The 13,122-nt window shown below is 68.7% G+C and carries 10 protein-coding genes; 6 read left to right on the top strand and 4 right to left on the bottom strand.

Annotation, left to right across the window (positions count from 1 at the left end; translation table 11 throughout):
- The first annotated feature begins 58 nt into the window (after window positions 1-58).
- Window positions 59-769: a D-lyxose/D-mannose family sugar isomerase gene (locus tag CLD20_RS02060; RefSeq protein ID WP_224404926.1), complete on the top strand. Its 711-nt coding sequence runs from the start codon at window positions 59-61 to the stop codon at window positions 767-769.
- Window positions 770-784: 15 nt separating this feature from the next.
- Here the strand turns inward: CLD20_RS02060 and mgrA are convergent, their stop codons facing one another.
- Window positions 785-1,819: an L-glyceraldehyde 3-phosphate reductase gene (gene mgrA, locus CLD20_RS02065; protein WP_224404927.1), complete on the bottom strand. Its 1,035-nt coding sequence runs from the start codon at window positions 1,817-1,819 to the stop codon at window positions 785-787.
- A gap of 170 nt (window positions 1,820-1,989) precedes the next feature.
- Here mgrA and CLD20_RS02070 point away from each other — a divergent pair, with 170 nt between their 5' ends.
- From CLD20_RS02070 to CLD20_RS02085, 4 genes are all read left to right on the top strand, one after another.
- A complete protein-coding gene (locus CLD20_RS02070; RefSeq protein WP_224404928.1) occupies window positions 1,990-3,033 on the top strand; it encodes a TRAP transporter substrate-binding protein in 1,044 nt (347 codons plus the stop codon).
- Window positions 3,034-3,061: 28 nt separating this feature from the next.
- Window positions 3,062-3,595 carry a TRAP transporter small permease gene (locus CLD20_RS02075; protein WP_224404929.1) on the top strand — a complete coding sequence of 178 codons (534 nt, stop codon included), beginning with the start codon at window positions 3,062-3,064 and terminating at the stop codon, window positions 3,593-3,595.
- Complete coding sequence (locus CLD20_RS02080; protein ID WP_224404930.1) at window positions 3,595-4,902, top strand: TRAP transporter large permease; 1,308 nt, start codon at window positions 3,595-3,597, stop codon at window positions 4,900-4,902. The genes CLD20_RS02075 and CLD20_RS02080 overlap by 1 nt, the downstream gene beginning before the upstream one ends.
- An 83-nt stretch (window positions 4,903-4,985) precedes the next feature.
- Window positions 4,986-6,554 carry a bifunctional aminoglycoside phosphotransferase/ATP-binding protein gene (locus tag CLD20_RS02085; protein WP_224404931.1) on the top strand — a complete coding sequence of 523 codons (1,569 nt, stop codon included), beginning with the start codon at window positions 4,986-4,988 and terminating at the stop codon, window positions 6,552-6,554.
- 50 nt (window positions 6,555-6,604) lie between these two features.
- On the opposite strand, the gene CLD20_RS02090 is transcribed toward CLD20_RS02085, so the two are convergent.
- Window positions 6,605-7,612 (bottom strand): zinc-dependent alcohol dehydrogenase family protein, encoded by a 1,008-nt coding sequence (locus CLD20_RS02090; RefSeq protein WP_224405051.1) that lies wholly within the window; start codon window positions 7,610-7,612, stop codon window positions 6,605-6,607.
- A gap of 206 nt (window positions 7,613-7,818) precedes the next feature.
- Here CLD20_RS02090 and CLD20_RS02095 point away from each other — a divergent pair, with 206 nt between their 5' ends.
- Window positions 7,819-10,557 carry a bifunctional acetate--CoA ligase family protein/GNAT family N-acetyltransferase gene (locus CLD20_RS02095; protein ID WP_224404932.1) on the top strand — a complete coding sequence of 913 codons (2,739 nt, stop codon included), beginning with the start codon at window positions 7,819-7,821 and terminating at the stop codon, window positions 10,555-10,557.
- 74 nt (window positions 10,558-10,631) lie between these two features.
- Here the strand turns inward: CLD20_RS02095 and bchJ are convergent, their stop codons facing one another.
- Both bchJ and bchE read right to left on the bottom strand, forming a co-directional pair.
- Window positions 10,632-11,300: a bacteriochlorophyll 4-vinyl reductase gene (gene bchJ, locus CLD20_RS02100; RefSeq protein WP_224404933.1), complete on the bottom strand. Its 669-nt coding sequence runs from the start codon at window positions 11,298-11,300 to the stop codon at window positions 10,632-10,634.
- A gap of 25 nt (window positions 11,301-11,325) precedes the next feature.
- Window positions 11,326-13,005 carry a magnesium-protoporphyrin IX monomethyl ester anaerobic oxidative cyclase gene (gene bchE / locus CLD20_RS02105; RefSeq protein WP_224404934.1) on the bottom strand — a complete coding sequence of 560 codons (1,680 nt, stop codon included), beginning with the start codon at window positions 13,003-13,005 and terminating at the stop codon, window positions 11,326-11,328.
- Window positions 13,006-13,122: the final 117 nt, after the last annotated feature.

The following is a 13,122-nucleotide window of genomic DNA, read 5'->3' on the forward strand; positions in this document are numbered from 1 at the left end:
GCCCATCGCCTTCCAGCCCCGGCAAGCACCCAAACATCCAAGCACCCAGGAAAGAGCCATGAAACGCTCCGAGATCAACGAAATCATCCGTCAGGCCGACGCCTTCATCCGCTCCTTCGGCTTCCTCCTGCCGCCCTTCGCCTATTGGAGCCCTGATGAGATGCAGGCGCGCCGCGCCGAGATCGACGGCATCGTCTCCGCCAATCTCGGCTGGGACATCACCGATTACGGCGCCGGCAGGTTCGACGAGCTCGGCCTCTTCCTCTTCACGGTCCGCAACGGCAACCAGGAAGATCTCGGCCGCGGCCGCGGCATGCTCTACGCGGAAAAGATCATGATCTCGCGCGACAGACAGCTCTCGCCGATGCATCGCCACGTCATCAAGGCGGAGGACATCATCAACCGCGGCGGCGGCGAGCTCGTGCTGGAGCTCTTCGCCTCGAAGGAGGACGGCTCCATCGACGAAAACGCCGACGTCACCGTGCCGACGGACGGGGTGAAGCGCACCCTTCCCGCCGGCGCGCATCTGCGCCTCTCCCCCGGCGAGAGCGTGACGCTCGTGCCCGGCGTCTGGCACGCCTTCTGGGCCGAGGGCGGGCCGGCGCTCGTCGGCGAGGTCTCCACCGTCAACGACGACCGCACCGACAACATCTTTCGCGATTCCGTCAGCCGCTTTTCGACGATCGAGGAGGACGAGGCGCCGCTGCACCTGCTCGTCTCCGACTACGACAAATGGCTCGGCGCGCCGGCCGAGCGCCCCGCCGGCTGACAGACCTCCGATCCCTTACGATTCGGACGAGCGCGCCCACAGATTGACGCCGCCATCGACGGCGTGGCGGTCGATCACGGCGAGCTCTTCGGCCGAGAAGTCGCGCCTTCCGAGCGCCTTCACCAGTTCGGCGACCTGCGCCGGCCGGCTCGCGCCGATCAGCGCCGTCGTCACGCGCGGATCGCGCAGCACCCAGGAGATCGCCATCTGCGCAAGGCTCTGGCCGCGGGCCTCGGCGACGGTGTTGAGGGCGCGGATGCGGGCAAGGTTGTCCTCGCTGAGGAAGCCCTCGCGCAGCGACTTGCCCTGCGCGGCGCGGCTCTCTTCCGGCACCCCGCCGAGATACTTGCCGGTCAGCATGCCCTGGGCGAGCGGCGAGAAGACGATGGTGCCGATCCCCTCCCCTTCCAGCGTATCGAGCAGGCAGTCCTCCTCGATCCAGCGGTTGAGGAGCGAATAGCTCGGCTGGTGGATGAGGCAGGGCGTGCCCATTTCCTTCAGCATCGCCGCCGCCTGGCGGGTGCGGTCGGAATTGTAGGAGGAGATGCCGGCGTAAAGCGCCTTGCCCTGCTTCACTGCCGAGGCGAGCGCCCCCATCGTCTCCTCGAGCGGCGTGTTGGGGTCGACCCGGTGGGAATAGAAGATGTCGACATAGTCGATCCCCAGCCGTTTCAGGCTCTGGTCGAGGCTGGAGAGGAGATATTTGCGGCTTCCCCATTCGCCGTAGGGGCCGGGCCACATCCGGTAGCCGGCCTTCGTGGAGATGACGAGCTCGTCCCGGTAGCCGGAAAAGTCGCCCTTCAGCATCCGCCCGAAAAAAGTCTCGGCGGCGCCCGGCGGCGGGCCGTAATTGTTGGCAAGGTCGAAATGCGTGATCCCGGCATCGAAGGCCGTGCGGCAGATGTCGCGCGCATTGTCCTCGCGCGCATCCTCGCCGAAATTGTGCCAGAGCCCGAGCGACAGGGCCGGCAGGAGGAGCCCGCTCCGCCCGCAGCGATTGTAGGTCATCTCGTCGTAGCGCGCCGTCGCCGGCTGGTAGGGCTCGCTCATCTTCAGGCTCCTCCTTGCGGATCGTATTCGCCTCGCAAAAGGCAGGGCGGACATAGCGCGGCGGCAGGCCGCGAGAAACCCTCGCCCCTCGACCCGCCCGCGGCTTCGCGATATGCCGGACCGCAGCGATGGCCCCGGGCGTGAGGGGTCGGGGGGAAAGGGATCATGCCATGAAGCTCGCCACGACGCGCCGCCGCTTCCTTGCCGGCACGGCCGCCCTTGCCGGCGCGCTCGCCATGCCGATGGTCGCGCGCGCCGCGCCGGTCAAGCTCACCGTCAGCCACTTCGTCGCCCCGACCCACGGCCTGCAGACCGATGCCCTCATCCCGTGGCTGGAGCGCATCCGGGAAAAATCCGGCGGCGAGGCCGATTACGAGATCTTCGCCGTCAACAGCGCCTTCGGCAGGGCCGAGCGCCAGATCGACCAGGTGCGGGCCGGGATCGTCGATATCGGCTACGGCATCGCCGGCATTCCGCGCGGCCGCTTCCCCCATACCTCGGTGATGGAGCTCCCCTTCATGGTGGAGCGCGCGGAGGCCGGCACCCGGGCGCTCTGGGAGCTCTACCGCACCGGCCGGCTCGGCGGCGAATACGACGGGCTGAAGGTGCTCCTGCTGATGACCCATAATGGCGGGCTCTTCCACACCGTCGGCAAGCCGGTGAAGGAGCTCTCCGACCTCAAGGGCATGCGCATGCGCTCACCCGGCCCCGCCGTCTCGGCGATGCTCGACTATCTCGGCGCCAGCCCCATCGGCATGCCGCCGGTGCAGATCTACGAGAGCCTTGAAAAGCGCGCCCTCGACGGGCTCGCCACCACCTGGGACCTCGTTGCGGCGGTGAAGGCGAACGAGATCCTGAACTACCACACCGAGGCCGGCGCCTATGTCGCCGCCTTCCAGATCGTCATGAGCGAGGAGCGCTTCGCCGCCCTGCCGAAGGCTGTGCGGGATGCCATCGAGGAGACCTCCGGCGAGGCGCTGATCGAGGAGGTGCCGTCCTGGTGGGACAAATGGGACGCCGCCGGCAAGGCGGACGCTCTGGCGCGCGGCCACGAGATCATCGCCGTCGACGAGGCAACCCGCCAGGCCTGGCGCGAGGAACTCGCCCCGATGATCGCGGCCTATCTCGAAGGCCTGAAGAAGGAGGGCGTCAAGGACCCGCAGGCCCTTTACGAGACGGCGCGCGAGCTCGTTGCGAAATACGCCGCTGCCTGAGCCCGAAAAGGCCCCGGACCCGATGCCGATGCCCCTCCCCGCGCGCGGCCGCGCCGAAACGAGCCTAGCGGGGCGCGCCCTCGCGGCGGTGATCGACGGCTTCGCCTTTCTCGGCATCGCCGGGCTCGCCGTCGCGGTGGCCCTCACCTGCGCCGACATCCTTTGGCGGCGGATCGTCGGCGGCGCCTTCATCGACATCGTCGACGTCACCTCCCTCTGCCTCGTCGCCGCCGCCTCCTGGACGATCCCTTACGCCTTCCTCCACGGCCACCATGTCAGCGTGGAGCTTCTCGCCGACCGGCTGCCGCGCCGTGTGCGGGCGGGGCTCGCCGTCCTCGCCGCCCTCCTCGGCGCGGCGCTTCTCGCCTTCCTTTTCTGGCTCGGCGCGGGCAGCGCCCGCCAGGCCTTCGCCTATGGCGATACCACGCTCAATCTCGCCATCCCGATGATCGTCCCCTGGGCGATCTTCCTCTGGGGCCTTGCCCTCTCCGCCCTCGCCAATCTCAGCCTCGCCGTCACGGGGGCCCTGCCGGCGCGGGCGCGGCCGGCGGAAAGCTCCTGATGCAGGGTGGCCCGGCGGCCCTTGCCGGCTTTGCCGCCGTCCTTCTCCTCGGCGCGCTGCGCGTGCCGATCGGCATCGCCATGGCCCTCGTCGGCGCCGCCGGCGCGCTTCTCCTCGGCGGCTGGAGCCAGGCGAGCTACATCCTTGCCAACCTGCCCTTCGAGGCCGTCGCCACGCCCGGCATGGAGATCGTGCCGCTTTTCATCTTCATGGGCGTCTTCGCCTCCGTCTCGGGCCTTTCGCACAATCTCTATGCCGCCGTTTCGGCCGCGCTCGGCCATTTCCGCGGCGGCATCGCCATGGCGACGGTGGGCGCCTCGGCGGCCTTCGGGGCGATCTGCGGCTCCTCGCTGGCGACGGCGGCAACCATCGGGCGGGCGGCCATGCCGGAGATGCGTGCGCGCGGCTATGCCGACAGCCTCTCGGCGGCCTCCATCGCCGCGGGCGGCACGCTCGGCGTCCTCATTCCGCCCTCGATCCTCATCGTCCTCTACGCCATCCTGACCGGCCAATCGATCGGCGCGCTCTTTGCCGCCGCGCTGGTGCCCGGCCTCATCGCCACCCTTCTATACATGGGCGCGATCGCGCTGCAGGTGCGGCTGAAGCCGGATCTCGCCCCGCCCTCGCCTCCAATCGGACGGCGCGAAAGGCTGGCCGCCTTCGCCCGCATATGGGACGCCGCCCTCCTGATCTTCGTCGTCATCGGCGGGCTTTACGGGCGCGTCTTCTCGCCGACCGAGGCGGCCTCCGTCGGCGCGGCGGGCGCGCTCCTCATCACCGCGGCGCGCGGCCGGCTGACGCGCAAGGCGCTCGTTTCCGGCATCGCCGAAACGGCCGGCATGACGGGCATGGTCTTCCTCATCCTGATCGGCGCGAGCCTCTTCAACTACTTCATCGAGCTGACGCGGGTGACGGGCGAGATCACGGCGATGATCGAGGCCTCGTCCCTGCCGCCGCTCGCCGTCATCTTCCTGATCGTCGTCTTCTACGTGGCGCTCGGCTGCTTCATGGATTCCCTTTCCATGGTGCTCCTGACCGTGGTGCCCGCCTATCAGCTCGTCACCGGCCTCGGCTACGATCCGGTCTGGTTCGGCGTCCTCGTCGTCATGGTGGCCGAGATCGGCCTCATCACCCCGCCGATCGGCATGAACCTTTTCGTCATCCAGGGCGTGACGCCGGGCCTCAGGCTCGGCACCATCATCGCCGGCATCCTTCCCTTCATCGGCGTCGACCTCATGCGCATCGCGCTCGTCGCGCTCTTTCCCGCGCTGGCGCTCGCCCTGCCACGCCTGCTCGGGCTGATGTGACGCCCGGCCGACCGGTGACGGCCGGCCCCGCCCGCGATAAGACCCTTCTTGCCGTCGGATACGGGCAAACAGCGGGGAGCGGCATGACGAAGGCAGGCCCGGCGCATGTGGTGGAGGATCAGGGCGAGGTCTTCGCCTTCCTCGCCGATCCGCGGACCCACGGAATTGCGGACGTCACCCGCATCGACACGCACGGCGCGGCGGTCTTCCTCGCCGGGCGCGACGTCTACAAGGCCAAGCGCGCCGTCAAATTCCCCTTCATGGATTATTCGACGCTGGAAAAGCGTCAGAAGGCCTGCGAGGCGGAGATTGCCGTCAACCGCGACAACGCGCCGGAGACCTATCTCGGCACGATGCCGGTCACCCGGCGACAGGACGGCCGGCTCCACCTCGGCGGCGACGGCGAGCCGGTCGAGTGGCTCGTCCATATGCGCCGCTTCGACGAGAGCCTGACACTCGACCATGTTGCCGAAAGCGGCGGGCTGACGCCGGAGCTTCTGGCAAGGCTGGTGACGGCGATCCTCGCCTCGCACGATCGTGCGCCGCTGCGCGAGGCGGGCCCGGCGATCGCCTCGCTGCGAAAATATCTGGACCAGAACGCCGAGGCCTATGCCGAGAGCCCGGATCTTTATCCGGCCGAGCGGGCCGAAAGGCTCACCGCGCTGGCCCGCGAACGGCTGGAGCGCGTTGTCCCGATCCTGGAAAGACGCGGCGCCGAGGGCTTCGTGCGCCGCTGTCACGGCGACCTGCACCTCAGGAACCTCGTCCTCGTCGACGGCAAGCCGACGCTCTTCGACGCCGTCGAGTTCGACGACGCCATCGCCACCGGCGACGTCCTCTACGACCTCGCCTTCCTCCTGATGGATCTGTGGGAGCGCGGCCTGGAGCGGGAGGCGAACACCGTCCTCAACCGCTATCTCTGGGGCACGCCGGAGGCAAAAAGCCTTGTCCAGATCGAGGGCCTTGCCGCCCTGCCGGTCTTCATGTCGATCCGCGCCTCCATCCGCTCCAAGGTGACGGCCGCCTCGCTGGCGCATCTCGAAGGCGCCGAGCGCGAGGAAAAGGCGGGGGAAGTGCGCCAGTATTTCGCCGCGGCGGAGAATTTTCTGGAAGAGATGCCGCCCCGCCTCATCGCGGTCGGCGGCCTTTCCGGCTCCGGCAAGACGACCATCGCCGGCGCGCTTGCCCCGAAGATCGGCGCCCCGCCGGGCTGCCTGCATCTGAGGAGCGACATCGAGCGCAAGCGCCTTGCCGGCGTCGCCGAGACCGAGCGCCTGCCGGCGGAGGCCTATTCGCCCGAGGCGACCGAGCGGGTCTACGCGGCGCTCCGCCAGAAGGCGGCGCAGGCGCTCGCCGCCGGCCAGAGCGTCGTCGTCGATGCCGTCCATGCCACGACCGAGGAGCGCGAAGGCATCGCCGCCGTGGCAAAGGGCGCGGGGGTCCCCTTCGCCGGGCTGTGGCTGGAAGCCCCTATCGAAACGCTGGTGGAGCGCGTTGCGGCACGCCGCCACGACGCTTCCGACGCGACGCCGGGGATCGTCCGCCGCCAGGCGCGCTACCAGACCGGCGAGATCGCCTGGCCGCGCATGCGCGAGGAAGGCGACATTGAGGAATGCGCGGCAAAGGCCCTCGCTGCCCTGCGCTTTGCCTAGATCGCGGATCGCGGCCTGGAGCTCTTTCACAGCATCGCTTGGGCTACCCTTTAAGGCACCAGCACCGCCGCGCCGGTGAGCGCGCCGGAACGCAGGTCGGAGAGAGCCTCGTTCGCCGCTTCCAGCGGATAGGCGCGCGTATGCGTCGTCACCGGCACCTTCGGCGCCAGCGCCAGAAATTCCTCGCCGTCGGCGCGCGTCAGGTTGGCGACGGAACGCACCACCCGCTCGCCCCAGAGGATCGAATAGGCAAAGCCCGGTATGTCGCTCATATGGATGCCGGCCGCGACGACGGTGCCGCCCTTGCGCACCGCCCTGAGCGCTGCCGGCACCAGCGCGCCGACGGGCGCAAAGAGGATCGCCGCGTCGAGCTCTTCGGGCGGCGGTTCGTCCGAAGAGCCCGCCCAGGCAGCGCCGAGACCGAGCGCGAAGGCCTGCGCGGCATGATCGCCCGGGCGTGTGAAGGCATGGACGGTGCGTCCCTGGTGGACGGCGACCTGCGCCACGATATGCGCCGCCGCCCCGAAGCCGTAGAGGCCGAGCACCTTCGCCTCGCCCGCCATGCGCAGCGCGCGATAGCCGATGAGCCCGGCGCAGAGGAGCGGCGCCGCCGCCTCGTCGGCGCCCTGCCCTTCCTGCCCGCCCTTCCCGGCCTCGCCGAGCGGGAAGACGTAGCGCGCATCGGCGACGCAGTATTCGGCATAGCCGCCGTCGATCGTATAGCCGGTGAAGCCCGGCTGGTCGCAGAGGTTCTCCCGGCCCTCGCGGCAGTAGCGGCATTCCCCGCAGGTGTGCCCGAGCCAGGGCACGCCGATGCGCTCGCCGGGCGCCATGCCGGCAACGCCGGGACCCGTTTTCGCGACCGTGCCGACGATCTCGTGACCCGGAACGAGGGGCAGCTTGGGCTCCGGCAACTCGCCGTCGACGACGTGAAGGTCGGTCCGGCAGACGCCGCAGGCCGAGACTTTTACCAGCACCTCGCCGTCGCCCGGTTCGGGGACCGGCAGCCGCGCCGGGCGCAACGGCACGCCGGCCCGTTCCAGAATCATGGCGCGCATCGTCTCTGCCATTGCCCAATCTCCGCCCGATTGCGCTACAAGGTTCTGGCACCCCGATTTGCCGCACTGCAGCAAGGCGCTTCAGGGTGTATGCCGCAGGCGCACAATCGGTTCACACTGTTAATCGATCCGCCCTTGACCGGTATCAACGCAGCAGCTTCCTGGACGCCTAAGAAACGGCTCGAACCTTCCGACCGGAGCCCCAAATGACCATCCTCAACCTCGAAAAGGCCCTCGCTCCCACTTCGGTGGCGCTGATCGGTGCAACGCCGAAGCCCGGATCGCTGGGCGCCAAGGTGCTCGCCAATCTCCGCGAGAGCAGCTTCAAGGGGCCGATCTGGCTGGTCAATCCGAAATACGGCGAGATCGACGGCCTCACCTGCCATTCCTCCGTTGCCGACCTGCCGGAAGCGCCGGACCTCGCGGTGATCGCCACGCCCCCGCAGATCGTCCCGTCTCTCATCGGCGAGCTCGGCGAGAGGGGCACGCGCGCCGCCGTCGTGCTGACCGCCGGCATCGACGAGGACAACGGCCTGCGCCAGGCGATGCTCGACGCCGCGCGCCCGCACACATTGCGCATCGTCGGGCCGAACTGCTTCGGCCTCTTCGCCCCGCATATCGGTCTCAACGCCTCCTTCTCCCATCTCGCCCCGAAGCCCGGCCGGCTGGCGCTGCTGTCGCAGTCTGGCGCCATCATCGCCTCGATCATCGACTGGGCCGGCGACCGCTCCATCGGCTTTTCCTCCATCGTCTCGCTCGGCAACATGGCCGATGTCGATGTCGGCGACTGCCTCAACTACCTCGCCACCGACCGGCACACCTCCGCCATCCTGATGTATCTGGAGACCGTTCCGCACGGCGAGAAATTCATGGCGGCCGCCCGCGCCGCCTCGCGCGCCAAGCCGATCGTCGTCGTCAAGGCCGGCCGCCACGAGGCCGCCGCCAAGGCGGCCGCCACCCATACCGGCGCGCTCGCCGGGGCCGACGCCGTCGCCGAGGCCGCCTTCCGCCGGGCCGGCCTGCTGCGCGTCACGGCGCTGGAAGAGTTCTTCGACGCCGCCGAGACGCTGACGCGCCTGAAGCCGATCAAGAGCGGCCGGGTCGCCGTCATCACCAATGGCGGCGGCGCGGGCGTGCTCGCCGTCGACCAGTTGATGGACGAAGGCGGCAAGCTCGCCGAGCTCTCGCCGGAGACCATCGAGCGGCTCGACGCGGTGATGCCCGCCACCTGGTCGCGCACCAACCCGGTCGACATGATCGGCGACGCCCCGCCGGAGCGCTATACCGCGGCGCTGGAGGCGGCCTTCGCCGACCGCAATGTCGATGCCCTCCTCGTCCTTTCCTGCCCGACGGCGCTCGCTTCCGCCGACGGCGCCGCCGATGCGCTGATTTCCGCCGTGAAGGCCGAGCGTGCCCGCCATCCCTATTCCAAGCCGGTACTGACCTGCTGGCTCGGCGGCGCGACGGTGGGCGATGCGCGCGACCGCATGCGCCAGGCGGGCGTCGCCACCTTCGACACGCCCTCCGACGCCACGCGCAGCCTCGGCTACCTGACCGACTGGCACAAGGCGCAGGCCCTCCTCCTGCGCACCCCGCCGAGCCTGCCGGAGGACTTCACCTGGGACGTGGAAGCCGCGCGCGAGATCATCGCCAAGGCCGCAGCGGAAGGCCGCACCGTGCTGACCGAGCCGGAGGCCAAGGAGGCGCTCGCCGCCTTCGGCATCCCGATCGTCAGGACGCTGATCGCCGAGGACGCCGACGCGGTGGAGGAGAAGGCGCGCGAGCTCCTGAAGACGAGCGCCAATGTCGTCGTGAAGCTCCTGTCGCGCGACATCACCCACAAATCCGATGTCGGCGGCGTGGCGCTCAATCTCGCCAGCCCGGAAGAAGCCGTCGCCGCGGCGCGCAAGATGGTTCAGCTTGCCGGCCGCAGCCATCCCGAGGCGCGCCTCGACGGCTTCACCGTGCAGCCGATGATCCGCCTCAAGGGCTCGCACGAACTCATCGTCGGCATCGGCGAGGATCCGCTCTTCGGCCCGACCATCGTCTTCGGCGCCGGCGGCACGGCGGTCGAGGTCATCGCCGACAGCGCCATCGGCCTGCCCCCGCTCGACCGCAACCTTGCTCGCGACCTCATCGACCAGACCCGCATCTCGCGGCTGCTGGAAGGCTACCGCGACATCAAGGCGGCCGATATGGCCGCGCTCGAACTCGTCCTGGTGCGCCTTTCGCAGATGGCGGTCGACTGCCCCTGCATCACCGCGCTCGACATCAACCCGCTGCTCGCCTCCGCCGACGGCGTCCTGGCGCTGGATGCCCGCATCGCCTTCGACCCGGCGCGCATCGCCGAGAAGGGCCCCAACCGGCGCATGGCGATCCGCCCCTATCCGAGCGGCTGGGAGACGACGACCACGCTGCCCGACGGCTCGGAGGTGCTCCTGCGCCCGCTCATGCCGACGGACGTGCATCTTTATCCCGATTTCGTCTCGCGCCAGTCGGCCGAGGATCTGCGCATGCGCTTCCTCGCCCCGATGAAGACGCTGACGGAGGAGATGATCGCCCGCCTGACGCAGCTTGATTATGCGCGCGACATGGCCTTCCTGGCGATCGACCCGAAGACCGGCGAGATGCTCGGCGTCTCCCGCTTTTCCGCCGATCCGGACCATATCGAGGCCGAATACGCCGTCACCGTCCGGACCGATATGCAGGGCCGCGGCATCGGCTGGGCGCTGATGCGCCAGCTCATCCAGTATTCGGCGGCCGACGGGCTGGAGCGGCTCTACGGCATCGTCCTGCCGGACAACCACACCATGCTGTCCATGTGCCGCGAACTCGGCTTCGTCGCCGTCTCCAGCCCCGAGGCGGACGGCCTGCGCCATGTCGTCATCCACCTGAAGCAGGGTTCCGTCGACGACGCGCCCTCGCCCCGGCGCGCTGCCGGCTGAGGCCGCAACGCACGGAAAGACAAGCGAACGCCCCGGCTACGGCCGGGGCGTTTTCGCCTGGCCGTCCCGAAAAGCTATTTCCAGCGCAGCTCGAAGGAGAGCGTCGGCTCCGTGCGCGTTGCCTCCGAGCGCGCCTCGGCCCGCGTGCGCCGATTGACCAGCCGGCGGAAGAGCTGCTCGAAGCAGCCCGAATAGAAGGCGCCGAGCACCATGTCGGTCGCCTCGCCGAGGACCGGCCCGCCGCCGATCGTCACCACCACCGGATGGCTCGGCACGAAATGCAGCTTGCCGCTGCCGACGAAGGTCCAGGCATGCCGGCGGATGGCGGCGAGGAAGAGCTTGGCGCGCCATTCGGCCGGCAGCGGCTTCAAAAGAAGCTGGAAGGGCTGCGGGATGCGGTATTCCAGGAGATAGGTCGCCGTCAGCTCGCCGGCGTAATGAGCCGCCTCGGCCGCCTGCTCCGGCCCCAGAAGGCCGAGCGCCGCCTCGTGCAGGGCGACCACCTCGCCCTCGCGGACCATCTCGGAAGGATGCGCCTTCAGATAATGCGACAGGCCGGCGGCGTGGAACACCTCCTCGGCCTTTTCCGCGCCGGCGATGGCGCGCATCGCCTCGTCCATGCGGATGATGGCGTTGGGGCCGATGCGCCCCGCCAACGGAGACGGGACGCGGGCAACGGCTTGCGCCGTACCCGCGTCCCGCTCACGCCCCCCGACTCGCGTCGGATTCTGGACCTCGGACATGTCCGGGCCTCTATGGCTCAAAGTCTCAGTTCAGCGTCGCGCGCTCTTTTTCCTCCATGGCGGCCGCCGTGGCGGAAGCGCTGATCGCTTCGTCGAACTCATCGGCCTCGTCCGGCAGGCCCTTCGGCGCGCCGCAGGCCGAGGCCGCCTTCGCCTCGGCGCGGGCCTTTTCCTTGCGGCCGAGCTTGCGCACCGGCGGCGCGTTCTTCAGGTCCGCCAGCTGGCGCCGGTCGAGCGTGCGGGTCTCGTCGAAGGCGAAGTCCACCTTGTCCTTCGACTGCGGCCCCCAGTAGTTGACGCGCCCGAGATCGTAGAATTCGCGCCGCATGCCGGAGCGCATGAAGGCCTTGAGACAGCCCAGCATGTAGCGCCGGAGCGTCCTGTCGCGGATCCACGGATAGTGGAAGAAGGTCTTGCGCATGTAGAAGCGGCGATAATTGTGCATGACGCGGTCGAGCAGCGTCGCCCGGTCCATCGCCGCCGGCTTCACGATCGGTGTGACGAAATTGTATTTTTCGTAGTCGAAGATCTCGACCTTGTCGCCGAGCTCCTGGAAGAGGTCGGCGAAGGGCCACGGCGTGTACATGGACCAGTTGGCCATCTCCGCGCCCCAGTCGATCACCATGCGGTAGGTCTCTTCCAGCGTCTCCGGCGTCTCGTTGTCGAGGCCGACGATGAACTGCGCCTCGGCCATGATGCCGTTCTGCTTCAGGAGCTGCACGGCGCGCTTGTTCTGCGCCACCGTCGTTTCCTTGTTGAACAGGTCGAGCTTGAGCTGCGCGGCCGCTTCCGTGCCGAGCGAGACGTGGATGAGGCCGGCCTTGCGATAGAGCGGCAGGAGATGCTCGTCGCGGATGATGTCGGTGACGCGCGTGTTGATGCCCCACAGCACCGGCAGCTTGCGGGCGGCGAGTTCCTCGCAGAACTGGATGAACTTCTTGCGGTGGATCGTCGGCTCCTCGTCGGCGAGGATGAAGAAGCCCACCTTGTGGTCGCGCACCAGCGTCTCGATCTCGTCGACGACCTTCTTCGGGTCACGCACGCGGTAGTTGCGCCAGAACTTCCACTGCGAACAGAAGGAGCAGGTGAACGGGCAGCCGCGGGCGAAGTTCGGCACCGCGACGCGCGTATTGAGGGGGATGTAGATATACTTCTCCCACTCCAGCACGCTCCAGTCCGGATTGATGGAATCGACGTCGGCGATCGGCGGCTCGGCCGGCGTCGCGACGATCTGCCCGTCCTCGGCGAAGGCAAGCCCGGCCACCTCGCCGCGCACATCTTCCCAGTCGCCTTCCGAAAGCGCCTTGGCGAGGTTGACCATGATCGCCTCGCCCTCGCCGCGCGCGATGGCGTCGATCCACGGCGCTTCGGTGAGAACCTGGCGGTACATGAAGGTGCCGTGCACGCCGCCGAGCAGCGTCACCGCCTCGGGATGCTCTTCCTTGGCGATCTGCAGCGTGCGTTCCGCCTTGTAGATGGCGGGTGTGATGGCGGTGGTGCCGACAATGTCCGGCTTTTCCTCGCGCAGGATGCGGCGAAGCTCGTCATCGTCGATATGGTCCGTCATCGCGTCGACGAAGCGGAAATCCGTAAAGCCCGCGCCCTTCAGCGCGCCGGCGAGATAGGCGACCCATGCAGGCGGCCAGTTGCCGGCGATCTCCGCCCCGCCGGAATGGTAGTTCGGATGGATCATGAGAATGCGCATGGGGCGGGCTCCGGACAGGTCTCTTGACAGCGGCCATTGTAAAGAGAGCGTGACACTTCACTTTGACATCGATCAACCGTCCGGGCCGGCTTCCATTGCGGCAGGGACCGGGCGCAG

Origin of the sequence: Afifella sp. IM 167 (assembly GCF_020144925.1) — a bacterium.
In the GTDB taxonomy this organism is placed as follows: domain Bacteria; phylum Pseudomonadota; class Alphaproteobacteria; order Rhizobiales; family Afifellaceae; genus Afifella.

Bases quoted from the DNA above. Each gene is read 5' to 3' on its own strand.
- CLD20_RS02090 (WP_224405051.1), bottom strand. From the start codon at position 7,612: ATGCGCGCCATGATTCTGGAACGGGCCGGCGTGCCGTTGCGCCCGGCG.
- CLD20_RS02080 (WP_224404930.1), top strand. From the start codon at position 3,595: ATGCAGGGTGGCCCGGCGGCCCTTGCCGGCTTTGCCGCCGTCCTTCTC.
- CLD20_RS02085 (WP_224404931.1), top strand. From the start codon at position 4,986: ATGACGAAGGCAGGCCCGGCGCATGTGGTGGAGGATCAGGGCGAGGTC.
- CLD20_RS02095 (WP_224404932.1), top strand. From the start codon at position 7,819: ATGACCATCCTCAACCTCGAAAAGGCCCTCGCTCCCACTTCGGTGGCG.
- CLD20_RS02070 (WP_224404928.1), top strand. From the start codon at position 1,990: ATGAAGCTCGCCACGACGCGCCGCCGCTTCCTTGCCGGCACGGCCGCC.
- CLD20_RS02060 (WP_224404926.1), top strand. From the start codon at position 59: ATGAAACGCTCCGAGATCAACGAAATCATCCGTCAGGCCGACGCCTTC.
- mgrA (WP_224404927.1), bottom strand. From the start codon at position 1,819: ATGAGCGAGCCCTACCAGCCGGCGACGGCGCGCTACGACGAGATGACC.
- bchJ (WP_224404933.1), bottom strand. From the start codon at position 11,300: ATGTCCGAGGTCCAGAATCCGACGCGAGTCGGGGGGCGTGAGCGGGAC.
- bchE (WP_224404934.1), bottom strand. From the start codon at position 13,005: ATGCGCATTCTCATGATCCATCCGAACTACCATTCCGGCGGGGCGGAG.
- CLD20_RS02075 (WP_224404929.1), top strand. From the start codon at position 3,062: ATGCCCCTCCCCGCGCGCGGCCGCGCCGAAACGAGCCTAGCGGGGCGC.